General features: G+C 71.8%; 13 protein-coding genes. 9 read left to right on the top strand and 4 right to left on the bottom strand.

Annotated elements, in window-relative coordinates; all coding sequences use genetic code 11:
* Positions 1–16: 16 nt before the first annotated feature.
* Together ASF94_RS17595 and ASF94_RS17590 are read left to right on the top strand one after the other, a co-directional pair.
* On the top strand, positions 17–754 hold the full coding sequence (locus ASF94_RS17595) for a response regulator (protein WP_056669487.1): 738 nt from the start codon (positions 17–19) through the stop codon (positions 752–754).
* The gene (locus ASF94_RS17590) at positions 751–1,800 is read left to right on the top strand and encodes an ATP-binding protein (RefSeq protein WP_056669484.1); all 1,050 of its coding nucleotides are present in this window, start codon (positions 751–753) and stop codon (positions 1,798–1,800) included. Before ASF94_RS17595 ends, ASF94_RS17590 begins: the two co-directional genes overlap by 4 nt.
* Before the next feature lie 16 nt (positions 1,801–1,816).
* Here ASF94_RS17590 and ASF94_RS17585 read toward each other — a convergent pair whose 3' ends face one another.
* Both ASF94_RS17585 and ASF94_RS17580 read right to left on the bottom strand, forming a co-directional pair.
* Positions 1,817–3,910 carry an acetoacetate--CoA ligase gene (locus tag ASF94_RS17585; protein WP_056669482.1) on the bottom strand — a complete coding sequence of 698 codons (2,094 nt, stop codon included), beginning with the start codon at positions 3,908–3,910 and terminating at the stop codon, positions 1,817–1,819.
* Positions 3,911–4,197: 287 nt separating this feature from the next.
* Positions 4,198–4,434 (bottom strand): DUF6139 family protein, encoded by a 237-nt coding sequence (locus ASF94_RS17580; RefSeq protein WP_056669480.1) that lies wholly within the window; start codon positions 4,432–4,434, stop codon positions 4,198–4,200.
* Positions 4,435–4,632: 198 nt separating this feature from the next.
* Between ASF94_RS17580 and ASF94_RS17575 the strand changes: the two genes are divergently transcribed.
* From ASF94_RS17575 to ASF94_RS17560, 4 genes are all read left to right on the top strand, one after another.
* A complete protein-coding gene (locus tag ASF94_RS17575; RefSeq protein WP_056669477.1) occupies positions 4,633–6,117 on the top strand; it encodes an aldehyde dehydrogenase (NADP(+)) in 1,485 nt (494 codons plus the stop codon).
* Between the two features lie 688 nt (positions 6,118–6,805).
* Positions 6,806–8,113, top strand: a complete 1,308-nt coding sequence (gene ubiM, locus ASF94_RS17570) for a 5-demethoxyubiquinol-8 5-hydroxylase UbiM (protein ID WP_056669474.1) — start codon at positions 6,806–6,808, stop codon at positions 8,111–8,113.
* A 194-nt stretch (positions 8,114–8,307) separates the two neighbouring features.
* Positions 8,308–10,044 carry an ABC transporter permease subunit gene (locus ASF94_RS17565; protein ID WP_056669471.1) on the top strand — a complete coding sequence of 579 codons (1,737 nt, stop codon included), beginning with the start codon at positions 8,308–8,310 and terminating at the stop codon, positions 10,042–10,044.
* 41 nt (positions 10,045–10,085) lie between these two features.
* Positions 10,086–11,408, top strand: a complete 1,323-nt coding sequence (locus ASF94_RS17560) for a nitrate/sulfonate/bicarbonate ABC transporter ATP-binding protein (RefSeq protein ID WP_056669468.1) — start codon at positions 10,086–10,088, stop codon at positions 11,406–11,408.
* 5 nt (positions 11,409–11,413) lie between these two features.
* Here ASF94_RS17560 and ASF94_RS17555 read toward each other — a convergent pair whose 3' ends face one another.
* Complete coding sequence (locus ASF94_RS17555) at positions 11,414–12,517, bottom strand: MBL fold metallo-hydrolase (protein ID WP_056669467.1); 1,104 nt, start codon at positions 12,515–12,517, stop codon at positions 11,414–11,416.
* Positions 12,518–12,590: 73 nt separating this feature from the next.
* Between ASF94_RS17555 and ASF94_RS17550 the strand changes: the two genes are divergently transcribed.
* Positions 12,591–13,601 carry a sensor domain-containing diguanylate cyclase gene (locus tag ASF94_RS17550; protein ID WP_056669464.1) on the top strand — a complete coding sequence of 337 codons (1,011 nt, stop codon included), beginning with the start codon at positions 12,591–12,593 and terminating at the stop codon, positions 13,599–13,601.
* A gap of 89 nt (positions 13,602–13,690) precedes the next feature.
* Here ASF94_RS17550 and ASF94_RS17545 read toward each other — a convergent pair whose 3' ends face one another.
* On the bottom strand, positions 13,691–14,614 hold the full coding sequence (locus ASF94_RS17545; protein ID WP_056669461.1) for a LysR family transcriptional regulator: 924 nt from the start codon (positions 14,612–14,614) through the stop codon (positions 13,691–13,693).
* 49 nt (positions 14,615–14,663) lie between these two features.
* Between ASF94_RS17545 and ASF94_RS17540 the strand changes: the two genes are divergently transcribed.
* Together ASF94_RS17540 and ASF94_RS17535 are read left to right on the top strand one after the other, a co-directional pair.
* The gene (locus tag ASF94_RS17540) at positions 14,664–16,040 is read left to right on the top strand and encodes a Zn-dependent hydrolase (protein WP_082493392.1); all 1,377 of its coding nucleotides are present in this window, start codon (positions 14,664–14,666) and stop codon (positions 16,038–16,040) included.
* Between the two features lie 107 nt (positions 16,041–16,147).
* Positions 16,148–18,061, top strand: coding sequence for a radical SAM protein (locus ASF94_RS17535; protein WP_200933133.1), 1,914 nt, complete (start codon positions 16,148–16,150; stop codon positions 18,059–18,061).
* Positions 18,062–18,311: the final 250 nt, after the last annotated feature.

Below are 18,311 nucleotides of genomic sequence, written 5' to 3'. Positions count from 1 at the left end.
CGGCACAATTCGCCGAATGGACCCTGCCGACCTACCCCTGACCGACCCTGCCTGCACGGGCGCCGTGGTGCTGCTGGCCGAGGACGAGGCCGAGATCGCCGACATCCTCGGCGCCTATCTGCGCCGCAGCGGGCTGCGCGCCGTACACGCCGCCGACGGCCGCCAGGCGCTGGCGCTGCACCTGGCGCTCAAGCCCGACCTGGTGCTGCTGGACGTGCATCTGCCGCAGGTGAGCGGCTGGCAGGTGCTGTCCGAGCTGCGCCACCGCGGCGACACGCCGGTCATCATGCTCACCGCGCTGGACCAGGACATCGACAAGCTGATGGGCCTGCGGCTGGGCGCGGACGACTACGTGGTCAAGCCGTTCAACCCGGCCGAGGTGGTGGCGCGCGTGCAGGCGGTGCTGCGGCGCACCGCCTCGCAGGGCGGGCGGCGCACGCAGAAGGTGCTGCGCGTGGGCGGCTTCCAGATCGATCCCGAGACGCTGGAGGCCAGCCTGGAGGTGAACGGCGAGCGGCAGGTGCTGGCCCTGACGCTGACCGAATTCAACCTGCTGGCCCACATGGCCCGCGCACCCAAGCGGGTCTTCAGCCGGGCCGAGCTGATGGCCGCATGCCTGCCCGAGAGCGACGCGCTGGAGCGCACGGTGGACAGCCACATCAGCAAGCTGCGCAAGAAGCTGGAGCTGATCTCGCTGGAGGGCGTGCCGGCCAGCGTGCGCGGCGTGGGCTACCGGCTGGGCATCACGCCATGACGCCCGCGTACGGCTTGCGCCGGCAGCTGGTCGTCACCCTGGCGGTGATGGCCCTGGGCATCGCCCTGCTGTTCCTGCTGGGCTCGTATGCGCTCTATGGGCTGTTGACGGCCTATTCGCCCTCCAGCATCTCCTACGACCTCATGCCCTCCCCCATCGAGGCCGCGTGGATGTTCGCCACGGTGCTGGTGGCGCTGGTGCTGGCGGTGGCGACCGCCGTCAAGCTGTCGCGGCGCATCGTGGCGCCGCTCAACTCGGTGGCGGAGAGCCTGCGCAGCATCGCCGGAGGGGACCTCTCGGCCCGCGCGGCGAACGCCGAGCCGGCGCTGGGCGAAACCGCGCAGCTGGTGCGCGACTTCAACGGCATGGCCGAGCGGCTGCAGCACATGGCGCAGGAACGCGCGTTCTGGAATGCGGCCATCGCCCATGAACTGCGCACGCCCGTGACCATCCTGCGCGGCCGCCTGCAAGGCCTGACGGAGGGTGTCTTCGAGCCCACGCCGGCGCAGTTCCAGGCCCTGCTGAAGAACGTGGAGGGCCTGGCGCGCCTGATCGAAGACCTGCGGCTGCTGGGCCTGAAGGACAGCGGCCACCTGGAGCTGCACCTGGAGCTGGCCGACCTGGCGGCGGAAGTGCGCGCGGTGGTGCAGGCATACGAGCCGTCGCTGCAGGCCGCGGGCTTCGCGGTGGCGCTGGAACTGCAGCCCGGCGATGCACTGTGCGACCCGGTGCGCATCCGCCAGGCGCTGCTGGCCTTGCTGGAGAACGCGCTGCGGCACGCCACGCCGGGCCCCCTGCGCGTGCGGGCGTGGCAGGAAGGCGAAGACTGGCACCTGTGCGTGGAGGACGCCGGCCCGGGCCTGGAGCCCGCCGAGGCGCAGCGGCTGTTCGAGGCCTTCCAGCGGGGCGGCTCGGCCCGGCCGGGCGCGGGCAGCGGTCTGGGCCTGGCGGTGGTGCAGGCCATCGCCCAGGCGCATGGGGGCGCCGCCGTCTGGGCCGCCTCCGCACCGGGCGGCTCGGCCTTTTCGCTGCGCTGGCCGGCGTGAGCCGGGCGGCCTGCGGCTAGCCCCGCGCCGCCGCGTAGCCCACGTACCAGTCCAGGCTGCCCGGGTTGGCCATGGCGTCCTTGTTGACCACTTTCTCCAGCGGCTGGCCCAGCAGCAGTTTCTTCACCGGCAGCTCCTGCTTCTTGCCCGTCAGCGTGCGCGGCACCTCGGCCACGGCCACGATGTCGTCGGGCACGAAGCGCGGCGACAGCGCCGTGCGGATGGCGCCGGCGATGCGCTGGCGCAGCGCGTCGTCCAGCACCGCGCCGTCGCGCAGCACCACGAAGAGCGGCATGAAGCTCTCGCGCCCCAGGTATTCCAGGTCGACCACCAGGCTGTCGAGCACTTCGGGCAGCGCCTCCACGGCGCTGTACAGCTCGCTGGTGCCCATGCGCAGGCCGTGGCGGTTGATGGTGGCGTCGCTGCGGCCGTAGATGATGCAGCTGCCCCGGGAGGTGACCTTCAGCCAGTCGCCATGCCGCCAGACGGCGCCCATCTCGGCCGGGCCGTCGCCGCCGCCGGGCCGGCGGCCGTGGCCCGGCGGGTACATGTCGAAGTAGCTGGCCAGATAACGCTTGCCGTCCGTGTCGCCCCAGAGGTAGAGCGGCATGGAGGGGATTGGCTGGGTGCAGACCAGCTCGCCCACGGCGTCCACCACCGGGTGGCCCTCGGCGTCCCAGGCCTCGACGGCGGCGCCGAGCATGCGGCACTGCATTTCGCCGGGTACCTGGGGCATTTCACGGTGGCCGCCGATGAAGGCGCCGCAGAAGTCCGTCCCGCCCGAGATGTTGTTCCACCAGATGTCGGGCGTGCCCATGCCAGCGAACTGCCGGCTGCCCCATTCCTGCACCTCCGCCGACAGCGGCGAGCCGGTGGTGCCCAGGGCGCGCACGCGGCGCAGGTCGCCGCAGTCCGCCAGCTCCAGCCCGGCCTTCATGCAGTTGGCGTAGAAGGCGGCGCCGGCGCCGAAGAAGGTCACGCCGGTATCGGCGGCGAAGCGCCACAGCACGCCCCAGTCGGGCCGCTCCTTGCTGCCGCCGGGGTTGCCGTCGTAGATCACGCAGGTGGTGCCCGACAGCAGCCCGCTGGCCTGCGCGTTCCACATCACCCAGCCGGTGGAGCTGTACCAGTGGTAGCGCTCGCCCCAGGAATTGGGCTCGTAGCTGCAGCCGATGTCGTTGTGCAGGCACTTGAGCTGCAACGCCACCAGCACCATGCCGCCATGGCCGTGCACGATGGGCTTGGGCAGGCCGGTGGTGCCGCTGGAATAGACGATCCAGAGCGGGTGGTCGAACGCCACCCAGAGCGGCTCGAAGGCCGCCACTTCTGCATCGTTTTGTGCTGTAGCGCTGGTGTAGTCTACGCAGTCAGCTATATTTTCAGTAGCATCGAACTGGCGCACCACCACCACGTGCTGCAGCGTGGGCAGGCCCGCGCGCAACTCGGCCAGCACGCCGGTGCGGTCCAGCGCGCGCCCGCCGTAGGTCACGCCGTCCACGGCGATCAGCGCCTTGGGCTCGATCTGGCGGAAGCGGTCCAGCACGGCGGACGTGCCCATGTCGGGCGCGCACACGCTCCAGACCGCGCCCAGGCTGACGGTGGCCAGCAGGGCGACCAGGGTCTCGGGAATGTTCGGCAGGTAGGCCGCCACCCGGTCGCCCGGGCCCACGCCCTGCCGGCGCAGGTGCAGCGCAAGCGCCGCCACCTGGCGGCGCAGCTCGGGCCAGCTCAGCTCGCGGTGCCGGCCCGTTTCGTTGCGGCTGATGACGGCGGGCTGTCCGGCGGCATGGGCCGCGTCCACATGCCGCAGCGCCTGCCGCGCGTAGTTGACCTGCGCGCCGGGGAACCACTGCGCGCCCGGCATGGCATTGCGCGCCAGCACGGCGGTGTGCGGCGTGGGCGACTGCACGTCGAAGTAGTCCCACATGCTCTGCCAGAAGGCGTCCAGGTCGGTGGTGGACCAGCGCCAGAGAGCGTCGTAGTCGTCGAAGGAGAGCCCGCGCTCGCGCTGCAGCCACTCCTGGTACAGGCGGATCTGCGGGACGTAGGGCGGTGGGGCGGCGACCGGCTGGGCACCGGCGTGCGAGGGGGAAGGGTTTTTTGTCTCCATGGCGACGCAGCGTAGCAGCGCGGCGGCGCGGCAGACAACGGGGCGGGTCGGCGGGGCGTCACGCACCGGACAGGCGGTGCGCGCGAGGCCGGGAAGTCATCCGGGCATTGGGAAACATGGCCGGGCTTGGACAGGCCCAGCCCGAACGTGTGAGGTGCGGAACGTGTGAGGTGCGGAACGTGTGAGGTGCGGAACGGCGGGGGTTGGAGCGGGCGGGCACGCAACGGATCGTCCTGCAGCGGGCGACCGGGCTCGTCATGCAGCCGCGCCCGCCCGGAAACCGCATGTCAGTCCGTCTGTTCCTTCACGCTGGTGATGGCATAGCCCTTCTCGCTGATCTGGCGGCCGGGTTCGGCGATGCCGAAATCGTCCCAGTGCGCGGCGGACTCGTCCAGTTCCTGGCCGGACATCTCGCTCTCCCAGTCGGTGTTGATCGCCTCCTGCGGAATGGGGCGGCCCTCGGGCACCACCAGATGAGAGAACTTGCCTTCGGCTTCGGTTCGGCGATAGATGTCCACGCGCATGGGTCACTCCTGGGTCGGTTAAAGAAACGTTCACTCTAGCGACGGCGCTGGCCGCGCCACGTAGGAATTCGCACCCCAGCCGGCGTCGGCAGAAGCGGCCCGGTGTCTGGAACGCCGGCCGGCGTGCAACTTGCGCTGCCCGGCGCGGACAGGCTATGCTCCGCCCGCACCGCCACTCATCAGACATCAGACAACGCCATGAGCCCACATACCCTCCAGTCCATCGACGCCCGTACCGGCCAGCCCCATGGCGAAGCCTGGCCCGAATCCACCCCCGCCCAGATCGAGGCCGCCGTCACCGCCGCCGCGCAGGCTGCCGACGCTTTCGCCGCCACCTCGGCCGCCGACCGCGCCGCCCTGCTGCGCGACCTGGCCAGTGCGCTGGAAGCGCAGCGCGAGACCCTGGTGCCGGTGGCGGACCGCGAAAGCGGCTTGGGACCCGTGCGCCTGAACGGCGAGCTGGACCGCACCGCCTTCCAGCTGCGCGGCTTCGCCGACGTGATCGAGCGCGGCGATGCCCACGCCACCATCGACGACCCGGCGGTGGCGGGTGCGCCCCCCGCAGGCCGCCCCCGCATGCTGCGGGTGCGCGTGCCCGTGGGCCCGGTCGCCATGTTCTCGGCCAGCAACTTTCCCTTCGCCTTCTCGGTGCTGGGCGGCGACACCGCCTCGGCGCTGGCCGCCGGCTGCCCGGTGGTCGTCAAGGGCCACCCGGCCCACCCCGAACTGACCCGCCGCACCGTGGCCCTGGCACAGCAGGTGGTGGCCGCGCGCGGCCTGCCGGCCGGTGTGTTCCAACTGGTCGAAGGCGGCTCCATCGATGCCGGGGTGGCGCTGGTGCAGGCGCCCGCCATCGCGGCGGTGGCCTTCACGGGCTCGTTCAAGGGCGGCACGGCCCTGGCCAAGGTGGTGGCCGAACGCCCCACGCCCATCCCTTTCTACGGTGAACTGGGCTCCGTCAACCCGCTGGTCGCCCTGCCCGCCGCACTGCAGGCCCACGGCGCCGCGCTGGCCGAGACGCTGGCCGGCTCCATCTGCCTGGGCGCGGGCCAGTTCTGCACCAGCCCCGGCGTGATCGTCGTGCGCCAGGACGCCTCCGGCGACGCCTTCGTCGCCACGCTGGCCGAGAAGCTGGCCGCGCTGGCCCCGCACGCCATGCTCACGCCCGGCATCCGCGGCGCCTTCGACAAGGGCGTGGCCACCTGGAAGGGCCACGCCCGCCTCAAGCCCCTGGTCAGCGACGTGGCCGAGGCCGGCGCCACGCCCCGCCCCTTCCTGGCCGAAGTGCAGGCAGCCGACTTCATCGCCGACCACCACCTGCACGAAGAAGTCTTCGGCTCCGCCGCCCTGGTGGTGCGCGTGGCCTCGGTCGCCGAGACCATCGCCGTGCTGAAGGCCGTGGGCGGCTCGCTCACCGTGACGGTCTGGGGCGCCGACGAAGACACGGCCGAGCACCGCGACCTGGTGCGCGCCGCCACCCAGGTGGCCGGCCGCGTGCTCTTCACCGGCGTGCCCACCGGCGTGGCCGTCACCGCCGCCCAGCACCACGGCGGCCCCTTCCCGGCATCCACAGCCCCCTTCACCACCTCGGTCGGCTACGCGGCACTGGACCGCTTCCTGCGCCCGGTGGTGCTGCAGGACGCGCCAGGCTGGCTGGCGGCGCGGCAAGGCGTGCCGGTGTGATGGCACCCGACCGGCCACCGGCACGCCGGTGGCCGGCGCGGGCGTTTTTGAGGCCATTCCGACCTCCAGCGCTGGATGCATCAACGCATCCAGCTATCTAATTCATAGCAAATCCCGCCGGGCATATCGGACCAGCGCGGCGAGGCCTCGCTCGCCAGGACATGGGGCCCCCCACTCCGCTATCCCGACCCTCGCTCCCGCGCAGGCGCTACGCGCCGCGCCCGCCAGGCCGAACGCAGCGACGGCCCGGATCGGGCCTTCGGGTTCCCTTCTGTGCGTGCCGAGAAGCGCAGCGCGTGAAGGGCGCATGCGTGCCGCAGGACACGCATGCTTCAAGCTCTGACTTGCCGCAGTTGTCTGAACGGAGCGCTGAAAGCGCGCAGTGAGTTCTGCGGCAGCCCTTCACGCGCGAGCATCGCAGGTTGCCCGTAGCGCAGCGAAGGGACACGCACAGCAGGGCCGCCCTTTCTTTGGTGACTTTCTTTCGGCGAGACGAAAGAAAGCTACTCGCCCGCCGGGGCGAAATCCCGGCCCCGGGAAGCAAAGGCCCAGCCCCCGCCAGCACCGCCCCCGCAGCGCGCCTGACCGTGCCCGACCACCCCTTGCGGCACATCAAGACCTGCCCCCAGAGCCACTCCACAATGGCCGCCCGCCCGCCCCGCGCAGCCCCCCCGACCCGGAACCCGCCATGCCCTCCGATCCACCAACACCCCGCAGCCACCGGCCCGATACCGACAGCACCGACGGCACCCCCGCCTGCGACGTGCTGATCGTAGGCGCCGGCCCGGCCGGCCTGTCGCTGGCGACCGCGCTGGGCCGGGCGGGTTTCCAGGCCACGGTGCTCGACCGGCAGGACGAGGCAGCGCTCGCCGACCCCGCGCCCGACGGCCGCGAGATCGCCCTCACCCACCCCAGCGCCGACCTGCTGCGGCGGCTGGGCAGCTGGCAACGCCTGGCCCGTCATGAAATCGGCCGCATCGGCGCAGCACAGGTGCACGACGGCCCGGTGGGCCAGCGGCCGGCCCTGGAATTGGCGGCGCACGGCAGCGGCGCCGGGCATCTGGGCTGGATCGTCCCCAACCACGCGCTGCGCCGCACGGCCTGGCAGGCGGCCCGGGCCACGCCGGGGGTGCGCATCGTCTGCGGCGCGCAGGTCGGCCGCGTGGCCACGCTCGCCACCCATGCCGAGGTGGACTGGCGCCTGCCCGGCGACGGCGGGCAGGGCACGCGCCTGCGGGCACCGCTGGTGGTCGCCGCGGACAGTCGCTTGTCGGCCACGCGGCGGCAACTGGGCATCGGCGCGCAGATGACCGACTTCGGCCGCAGCGTCATCGTCTGCCGTATGCGGCACGCGCAGGCCCATGGCGGCGTGGCGCATGAGTGCTTCGGCTACACCCGCACGCTGGCCGTGCTGCCGCTGCCGGACGACCCGCTCAGCCGCGCGCACCAGTGTTCGGTGGTCGTCACCACCGGCACGGCGGATGCAGCGGCGCTGATGGCGCAGGGCGCCGCCGCGTTCGCCGCCGAGGTGCAGGCGCAGTTCCGGCACCGCCTGGGCGACATGCAACTGCTGGGTGAACGCCATGCCTATCCGCTGGTGGCCGTCTACGCGCACCGGTTCGCGGGGCCGCGCTGCGCGCTGCTGGGCGATGCCGCCGTCGGCATGCACCCGGTGACGGCGCACGGCTACAACCTGGGCCTGGCGGGGGTCGAGACGCTGACCGGGGTGCTCGCCGCCGCCAGGGCGCGGGGCCAGGACATCGGCGCCGCCTCGGTGCTGGCCGGCTACGCCCGTGCCCACCACCGCCACGCCCTGCCGATCTACCAGGGCACCAACGCCATCGTGCGGCTCTATACCGACGCGCGGCCCCTGCCCCGCCTGCTGCGGCAATGGGTGCTGCAGGGCGCGCGCCGGCTGCCGCCGCTGCAGGCGGCCATCACCCGGCAGCTGACGGGGCGCGGCGCCCCGGCGGGCGGGCTGCAGGGCGGGCGATAGGGCCAGGCGGCAGGGCAGGGCGCCCGCCTGCTCCAGCGGCCACAAGGGGCACCAGGGCAGCACCCTCGCGCCCTGCGCGCGGCCTACACACAATCGACAAAGAACGGGTTTACCCTCGGCCGGCTCCGTGTGCGGCGCGCGGCCCTTCGCCCGGCGCGGCCACCCTTGTTCCGCCTTTTGCTGCCGGCCCTGCCATGACCTCGCCCCAACGCCGCGAATTCCTTCCCCGCCAGATCGTGGACGCGCCGCCCAACCGCTGGGACTGGGCGCTCCTGCCCCTGGTGCTGGCCGCCATCGTGCTGCTGGCCTACGGCGCCGCGCAGATGGCGCAGCCGTTCCACCTGGGCGAGGCGCTGCCCATCTCGCTCGACCCCTGGCAGCTGCCCTACTACCTGCTGCGCACCACGCTGCGCATGTTCATCGCGCTGGGCGCCTCGCTGGTCTTCGCCTGCGTGTTCGCGGTGCTGGCGGCCAAGTACCGGCTGGCCGAGCGGGTGCTGGTGCCGCTGCTGGACATCCTGCAGTCCATTCCCATCCTGGGCTTCCTGTCGATCACGGTGACGGGCTTCATCGCGCTCTTTCCGGGCAGCCTGCTGGGCGTGGAATGCGCGGCCATCTTCGCCATCTTCACCTCGCAGGCCTGGAACATGGCATTCAGCCTGTACCAGTCGCTGCGCACCGTGCCGGCGGAGCTGCAGGAGGCCGCGCGCGTGTTCCAGCTCTCGGGCTGGCAGCGCTTCTGGCGGCTGGAGCTGCCCTTCGCCATGCCAGGGCTGCTGTGGAACATGATGATGTCCATGTCCGGCGGCTGGTTCTTCGTGGTCGCGTCCGAGGCCATCTCGGTGTCGCACCAGGACATCAAGCTGCCGGGCGTGGGCTCGTACATCGCCCTGGCCATCGAGGCGCGCGACCTGCCCGCCATCGGCTGGGCCATCGGCTGCATGCTGGCGGCGATCCTGCTCTACGACCAGTTCCTGTTCCGCCCGCTGGTTGCCTGGGCCGACAAGTTCCGCTTCGAGGAAGGCAGCGGCGACGCGGCGCCCCGTTCGTGGCTGCTGGACTGGCTGCGCCGCGCGCGCGCCACGCAGACCCTGGCGGGCTGGTGCCAGCGGCAGCTGGGCCGCACGCTGACGCTGTTCCGGCGCAGCCACGACGGCACCTCGATCCGCGCCCGTCCGGCGGCGCCGTCGGCCCGCGCCGAGCGGGTGTGGGACGCGGTACTGGCCGCCGGCGTGCTCTTCGCCATCGCCCGGCTGGTGCAGTTCGTCCACACCGAAGTCGGCTGGCACGAGGTGGGGCATGTCTTCATGCTGGGCGGCTACACGCTGGTGCGCGTGCTGGTGCTGATTGCCCTGGCGGCCCTGGTGTGGGTGCCGATCGGCGTGTGGATCGGCATGAACCCGCGCTGGGCGGGCCGGCTGCAGGCGGTGGCGCAGTTCCTGGCTGCGTTCCCGGCCAACCTGTTCTTTCCGGTGGCGGTGATGCTGGTGCTGCACTGGAAGCTCAACCCCGACGTGTGGCTGTCGCCGCTCATGATCCTCGGCACGCAGTGGTACATCCTGTTCAACGTGATCGCGGGCGCATCGAGCATTCCCAACGAGCTGCGCCTGGCCGCGCAGAACCTGGGCCTGTCGGGCTGGCTCAAGTGGAAGCGCTACCTGCTGCCCGCCGTGTTCCCGAGCTTCGTGACCGGAGCCATCACCGCCAGCGGCGGCTCGTGGAACGCCAGCATCGTGGCCGAATACGTGACCTGGGGCGACACCACGCTGCAGGCGCAGGGGCTGGGCAGCTACATCGCGCAGATGACCGCGAGCGGCGACTTCCCGCGCATCGCGCTGGGCATCGGCGCCATGGTGGTCTTCGTGATGGGGCTGAACCACTTCCTCTGGCGGCGCCTCTATCGCCTGGCCGAAGACCGCATGCATTTCTGAACCGCCCCGAACGTTGTCCGCCGAATGAACGTACCGCCACCATGACGCAATCCATCATCGAACTCCAGGGCGTGGGCAAGGCCTTCCGCTCGTCCGACGGCCGCGAACGCCCCGTGCTGAGCGGTGTCGACTTCACACTGCGCGAAGGCGAAATCGTCGCGCTGCTGGGCCAGTCGGGCTCCGGCAAGAGCACGCTGCTGCGCATCATGGCCGGCCTGGTCCCCGCCGACGAGGGCAGCGTGCGCTACCGCGGCCAGCCGCTGCACGGGCCGGCGCGCGCGATCAGCATGGTGTTCCAGTCGTTCGCCCTCTTTCCCTGGCTGACGGTGCAGCAGAACGTGGAGCTGGGCCTGGAGGCGCGCGGCGTGCCGCAGGCCGAGCGCGCCACGCGGGCCGAAGCCGCCATCGACCTGATCGGCCTGGCGGGCTTCGAGGGCGCGCTGCCGCGCGAGCTGTCGGGCGGCATGCGCCAGCGGGTGGGCATCGCCCGCGCCCTCGTCACCCAGCCCGACGTGCTGCTGATGGACGAGGCGTTCTCCGCGCTGGACGTGCTGACCGGCGAGCGGCTGCGCGAAGACATCCTGCAGCTCTGGCGCAGCGGCACCATGCCCACCAAGGCGATGCTGGTCGTCTCGCACAACATCGAGGAAGCCGTGATGATGGCCGACCGCGTGCTGATCTTCGCCAGCGACCCGGGCCGCATCCGCTGCCAGCTGGCCATCCAGCTGCCGCAGCCGCGCGAGGCCGACAGCCCGCAGGTGCGCGCGCTGATCGACGAGGTGTATGCGCTGATGACCGCAGGCGCCACGCGCCGTGCCGCCGTGGCCGGCGAGGCGACGTCCGAGCAGCCGTCGCCCGCCCGCCTGACCGACCGGCTGCCCGAGGCCGACGTGGCGCGCATGGACGGTCTGCTGGAGCTGCTGGCCGAGCCGCCCTTCGACGGCCGCGCCGACCTGCCGCAGCTGGCCGAGGAGACCAGCCTGACCGATGCCGAACTGCTGCCCCTGGCGCATGCCGTGTCGCAGCTGGGCCTGGCCACGCTGGAGGTGGGCGACCTGCAGATCACCCCGCTGGGCCGCCGCTACGTGGACGGCGGCCATGCCCTGCGCCAGCAGCTCTTCGGCCAGCAGCTGCTGGCCCACGTGCCGCTGGTGGCCCATATCCGCCACAGCCTGGAGCAGGAAGCCCAGGGCGAGCTGCCCGAGGCGCCCTTCCTGCGCCTGCTGGCCGAGCAGCTGGGCGCCGCCGAGGCCGAGAGCGTGCTGCGCACGGCCATCACCTGGGCGCGCCACGGGGAGGTGTTCGAGTACGACTTCCACACGGGCGTGATGCGGCTGCCCACCGGCGATGGAGCGGCGGCCTGAAACCGTCAGCCGGCAGGTGCGGCGTCAGGGGCAGGGGCAGGGGCAGGGGCAGGGGCAGGTGTCGGTGCGGACGCGGCCCCGGCCCGCCACCAGCGCGGCGTGGCGGCCGGCGCGGCGATGTCCACGCGCTCGCCCATGGCGGGCGTGAGCAGCGGTATGCCCTGCTGACCCGCCAGCGCCTCGATGCGGTCGAACGGCTCGTTCCAGGGGTGCATGGACAGATCGAAGGTGCCGTTGTGGATGGGCAGCAGCTGGCGGCCGCGCACGTCGAGATGGGCCTGCAGGCTCTGCTCCGGCTGCATGTGCACGTCGGGCCAGTCCTCGTTGTAGGCCCCGGTTTCCATCAGCGTCAGATCGAAGGGGCCGTAGCGCTCGCCGATGGCGCGAAAGCCGCTGAAATAGCCGCTGTCGCCACTGAAGAAGACCCGCCGCCCTTGCGCCCGCAGCACCCAGGACGCCCACAGCGTGCGGTTGCCGTCCGACAGGCCCCGGCCCGAGAAATGCTGGGCCGGCGTGGCCACCAGCTCGACGCCCGCGATGGCCGTGCCCTGCCACCAGTCGAGCTGCTGCACCTTGTGCGCGGGCACGCCCCAGGCGATGAGCCGGTCGCCCACGCCCAGCGGCGCCACGAAATGCGCCACCCGGGGCGCCAGCGCGCGGATGGCCGCGTGGTCCAGATGGTCGTAATGGTCGTGCGACAGCACCACGCCGGTGATGGGCGGCAGATCGTCGATGGCGATGGGCGGCGCATGGAAGCGCCTGGGGCCGGCGAACCGCACCGGCGACGCGCGCTCGGAGAACACCGGGTCGGTCAGCCAGAAGCCACCGGAGAGCTTCAGCAGCACCGTGGAATGGCCGAGCCGCCAGAGGCTCATGTCGGGTGCGGCCAGCAGGTCGGCGCGCGCCAGGGGCCGCACCGCGATGGGCCCGCCGGGCACGGTGCCGGCGGGCTTGCGGCCGGTCGCGAACTTCCAGAAGACCGCCACCGTTCTGGCCAGGCCCAGGGCATGGCGGGGCGCCTGGTTGCGGAACCGGCCCGCCACGACCTGCGAGAGAGTTGCGTCGGTCACGGGAGCCGCGACATCGAGGGAGGCGTGGCGGTCGGTCATGCACCCAGCATAGCGGAGCCCGATGGGGTTTGAACCCACCCGCGGTCCGCCGCGATGGCGATAATTTCAGGCCATGAACCCGTTCATCGATCAGCTGTCCGACACCGTTTCCAAGGCCCGCACCCTGGAGGAGCTGACGCGTCCGCTGCTGGAGATGCTGGAGGCGGTCACCGGCCTGGAGTCCGCATTCCTCACCTCCGTCGACGAAGCCAAGGGCGTGCAGCACATCGTGTACGCGCACAATTCCCGCAACCTGCAGATTCCCGAAGACCGTTCGCTGCAGTGGAACGATTCACCCTGCAAGCGCGCGCAGGACGACAGCGTGGTCTTCACCAACCAGGTCCTGGCCCGCTGGCCCGACCTCCAGGTGGCGCAGGAGATCGGCCTGCAGACCTATGCCGGCGTGCCGGTGCGCACCAGCGACGGCGGGCTGTACGGCACGCTCTGCGCCGTGGACGGCGAGGCCCGGCCGCACCGGCCTCACACGGAGCAGGCGTTGCGGCTGTTCGCCCACCTCATCGCCCAGCAGGCCGAACGTGAACAGCTCATCCGCCAGCTGGTGGCCGCCAACGACCAACTGGCCGCAGCGGCTTCCACCGACCAGCTCACCGGCCTGCCCAACCGCCGCGCGCTGATGGCGACGCTCACCCGCATGCTGGCCTACGGCCAGCGCCAGCAGGCCAGCGTGCTGATCGCCTTCATCGACCTGGACGGATTCAAGGCCGTCAACGACCGCCATGGGCACGACGTGGGCGACCAGTTGCTGATCGCGATGGCCGAGCGGCTCCAGCGCGCGCTGCGCGCCGAGGACATCGCGGCCCGGCTGGGCGGAGACGAATTCATCCTCGCGGGCATGGGGTCGCCCTCGGGCGGCGCCGACCCGGTCACGCAGGGCGGCTGGACCGACCGCATTGCCGAAGCCACCCGCGGGCGCTTTGCGCTGCCGGGCGCCACGCTCGACTACCCGGGCGCCAGCGTGGGCGTGGTCACCGTGGCACCGGGCGCGGTGCAGGACGCGCAAGAGGCCCTGCGACTGGCGGACCAGGCCATGTACCGGATCAAGCAGGCGCGCAAGAGCGTCTGAGCGCCTGACCGCAAAGGCGCCTGACCGCCCCCACGCCGCAGCAGGCCGCAGCAGGCCGCATGGCGCCCGGGCCGCAGCGGGCGGCGCGCTCAGGCTACGGGCCGGCCCGCTTCCGTGATGGCCTGCACCACCGCTTGAAGGGCCCGGTTCAGCGGCTTGTCGTTGCGCAGCACCAGCCCCATGCGGCGCTGCAGCCGCGGCACCAGCGGACGCACCTCCAGCGCGTCCGGCAATCCCGGTCCGCTCGCCGCCATGCGCGGCAGGATGGCCACGCCCAGGCCCGCGCAGACCATCGCCTTGATGGCCTCCACGCTGTCGAATTCCATCTGCGGGCGCGGCACCGCGCCGCTCCTGCGCAGCCAGGCATCGACGATCTGCCGCGTGGTGGCCGCGGCGTCCAGCGCCAGCAGCGGCAGGCTGGCCAGCGCGCCCGGCGTGCAGCGTGCCGGCAGCGCGGGGGTGCCCCCCATGCGGCCCACGGCGACCAGTTCGTCCTGCAGCACGTCCACCACGGTCAGCGCGCGCGACGCGACGGGCAGCGTGACCAGCGCCAGGTCCAGCGTGTTGGACTCCACACCGCGCAGGCACTGCTCGGTGTTGCCGGTGCTGACGACCACCTCCAGCCGCGGATGGGCCGCCCGCAGCCGGTGGAGCACCGGGGGCAGCAGGTAGAGGCAGGTGGTGAGGCCGGTGCAGAGCCGCACGCGGCCCGCCGCCTCGCTGGCATGCGAGCCCACCGCCCGCAGCGCGGCCTGCAGCGCGGCGGCGATGGCAGGCACGTGCAGCAGCAGCTCGGCGCCGGCGGCCGTGGGGCGCACGCTGCGGCCGACACGCTCCAGCAGGCGCACGCCCAGGCGGCGCTCCAGCTGCCGCACCTGCAGGCTGACTGCGGGCTGGGTCAGCCCCAGCCGCTCGGCGGCGGCGGAGAAAGTGCCTTCCCGCACCACCAGGTCGAACGCGCGCAGGGGCTCCAGCGGCAGATCGGAAGGCAAAGAAAATTTTATGCTTTGCATGCATTACCCCAGGTTCCTCTGCAGAGCATAGCGCGGCACGATCCGCCGCATGGACACTTCCACCGCCCCACCCAGCCCCGCCCGCGCCGCTGCGGGCGCCCCTCCTGCACCCACCTTGCAGCAGCCGGCTGCCGCCGCGCTGCTGCTGCAACCGCTGCAGGAGGCGCTGCCCACCCTGCCCCTGCGCGGCGACCGGCTCTGGCGGCGCCTGGAGACCCTGTCGGGCTTCACCCGTCCCGACCTGCCCTGGACCCGGCGCGCGTTCTCGCCCGAATTCATCGCCGCCCGGGCCTGGCTGCAGGGGGAATTCGCCAGCGCCGGCCTGGCGGTGCGGCTGGATGCGGCAGGCAACCTGATCGGCCGGCGCGAAGGCCGCATGCCCGGCGCGCCGGCGCTGATGAGCGGCTCCCACAGCGACACGGTGACGCAGGGCGGCCGGTTCGACGGCATCCTGGGCGTGGTCGCGGCGCTGGAAGTGGCCCATGCGCTGCACGACGCCGGCCAGACCTGGCACCACCCGCTGGAGGTGGTGGATTTCCTGGCCGAGGAGCCCACCGACCACGGGGTCTCCTGCGTCGGCAGCCGCGCGATGGCGGGCCTGCTGGACTTGCCCCTGCTGCAGGCCACCGACCCGCTCGGCGAGACGCTGGCCCAGGCCCTGCGCCGCATCGGCGGCATGCCGGAACGGATCGACACGGCGCGGCGCGAGCCCGGCAGCCTGGCCGCCTTCGTCGAGCTGCACATCGAGCAGGGCCCGGTGCTGGAACAGGAGCATCTGGCCATCGGCGTGGTGACGCACATCGTCGGCATCCACCGCGTGGAGATCACCGTCACCGGCCAGCCCGACCATGCCGGCACCACGCCCATGGCCCTGCGCCGCGATGCGCTGGCCGGCGCGGCGGCCCTCATCACGCTGGCCCACCACCGCGCCCGGGCACTGAACCACGCGCACCGCTACGTGGTCGCCACCGTGGGGCGCCTGGCCGTGGAGCCGAATTCGACCAACACCGTGCCCGGGCTGGTGCGCATGAGCCTGGAAGTGCGCAGCGACGACCCCGAGGTGCTGGGCAGCTTCGCCGATGAACTGCTGCGCAGCGCGGAAGGCGAGTTGCAGCGCTGCCGCGTTGCCGCCAGCGCCCGCACCCAGACGCTGACGCAGCCCACCCGCGCCGACGAGGGCGTGATCGCCGCCATCGAGCAGGCCGCGCGCCGCCACGGCCATGCCCACCGATGCATGCCCAGCGGCGCCGGCCACGACGCCGCCCCCCTGGCCCGCACCGCCCCGATGGGCATGGTGTTCATTCCCTGCCGCGGCGGCCGCAGCCACTGCGCGCGCGAGTGGAGCGACCCGGAACAGGTGCTGGCAGGCACCCAGGTGCTGGCCGCCACGCTGCAGGGGCTGGACCGGCAGTGGGCGGCGGCATAGGGCCGCCGGCCCTGCCGCTGGCCCGCGCGGCGGCGGGGCAGTAACCCGGCCCGCACAGGGCCGGCCGGGGGCCGGGATAATCGGGGGCCTTGCCGCCCTCGCTCTCCATGCCTGATTCCGCCTCCCGCGTGCTGGCCGTCATCCCGCCGATGACGCAGCTGAACACGCCCTACCCCTCCACCGCCTACCTCACGGGCTTTCTGCGCTCGCGCGGCGTCACCGCGTTTCAAGAAGACCTGGCGCTGGCGCTGGTGCTGCGGCTGCTGTCGCCCGAAGGCTTGCAGCAGGTGGCGGCGCAGGTGGCGGCCCTTCCCCCCTCGCGGCGCAGCCCGGCCGTGCAGTCGTTCGAGGCGCAGCAGGCGCGGTATCTCGCCACCATCGGGCCGGCCATCGCCTTCCTGCAGGGGCGCGACAGCACCCTGGCGCACCGCATCGCCGGCCGCCACTACCTACCCGAAGGTCCCCGCTTCGCCACGCTCGATGTCTATGTGGACGACCAGGGCGGCGACCCGCTGGGCTGGGCCTTCGGCGCCCTGGGCCTGCAGGACAAGGCCAAGCACCTGGCCACGCTGTATCTGAACGACCTGGCGGACGTGCTGCGCGATGCCGTGGACGAGCGTTTCGAGTTCGTGCGCTATGCCGAATCGCTGGCCGGCAGCCAGCCCACCTTCGACCCGTTGGCGGACGCCCTTGCCGCTCCGCCCACGCTGGTGGACGCGATGCTGGTGCAGCTCACCCACGAAGCCATCGAGCGCCACCAGCCCAGCGTGGTGCTGTTGTCGGTGCCCTTTCCGGGTTCGGTCTATGCCGCCTTCCGCATCGCGCAGGCGATCAAGGCGCGGCACCCGCACATCGCGACGGTGCTGGGCGGCGGCTTCGTGAACACCGAGCTGCGCGAGCTGGCCGATCCGCGCGTGTTCGACTTTGTGGACTACGTGACGCTGGACGCCGGCGAACGCCCGCTGCTGGCGCTGCTGGAACACCTGGAAGGCCGCCGCGGCAAGCAGCGCCTGGTGCGCACGTTCATCCGGGGCGATGACGGCGCCGTGCAGTACGTGAACATGATGGAAGCCGACGTGGCGTTTGCCGAGGTGGGCACGCCCACCTGGGACGGCCTGCCGCTGGACCGCTACCTGTCGCTCTTGGACATGCTCAACCCCATGCACCGGCTCTGGAGCGACGGGCGCTGGAACAAGCTGACCGTGGCGCACGGCTGCTACTGGAAGAAGTGCAGCTTCTGCGACGTGAGCCTGGACTACATCGGCCGCTACGAAGGCGCCAGCGCGGCGGTGCTGGCCGACCGCATCGAGGCGATCGTCGCCGAGACGGGGCAGACGGGCTTCCACTTCGTGGACGAGGCCGCGCCGCCGAAGGCGCTCAAGGCGCTGTCCACCGAACTCATCGCGCGCAACGCCGGCATCAGCTGGTGGGGCAACGTGCGCTTCGAGAAGACCTTCACGCCCGATCTGGCCGAGCTGATGGCCGATGCCGGCTGCATCGCCATCTCCGGCGGGCTGGAGGTGGCGTCCGACCGGCTGCTGCAGCTGATGAAGAAGGGCGTGTCGGTGGACCAGGTGGCACGCGTGACCAAGGCGTTCTCGGACGCCGGCATCCTGGTGCATGCCTACCTGATGTACGGCTTTCCGACGCAGACGGTGCAGGACACGGTGGACGCGCTGGAATACGTGCGGCAGCTCTTCGCCAACGGCTGCATCCAGAGCGGCTTCTTCCACCGCTTTGCCTGCACGGTGCATTCACCCGTCGGCAAGAACCCCGAGGAATACGGGGTGACGCTTGCGCCGCTTCCGGCCGGGGCGTTCGCCAGGAACGACGTGGGGTTCATCGATCCGACGGGGGTGGATCACGATGCGCTGGGGCTGGGGTTGAAGAAGGCCATCTACAACTACATGCATGGGATCGGGCTGGAGGAGGATGTGCGGGCCTGGTTTCCGTTCCATGTGCCGAAGACGACGGTGAATCGGCGGCGGATCGAGAAGGCGCTGGCTTCTTCTTCTCCTTGATTCTTTGGGTGTTTTGGGGGGGCTGCGCTGGGTGTGATGGGGTCTTCTGCTATCTTTTTTGATAGTTTTGGACGGGCCGGTTGGCGGCGTCCTGGCCGTTCGGGATGAGTTTTCCGGAGCCTCTTTGCCTTGCCGGGGCGGTGCTGGCGGGTGCTGGGCCTTTGCTTTCCGGGGCCGGGATTTCGCCCCGGCGGGCGAGTAACTTTCTTTCGTCTCGCCGAAAGAAAGTCACCAAAGAAAGGGCGACCCT

The organism is Acidovorax sp. Leaf160 (assembly GCF_001424265.1).
Taxonomy (GTDB): domain Bacteria; phylum Pseudomonadota; class Gammaproteobacteria; order Burkholderiales; family Burkholderiaceae_C; genus Paracidovorax.
The sequence above is the reverse complement of the archived record's forward strand: the minus strand, read 5'-3'. Positions and strand labels throughout refer to the sequence as shown.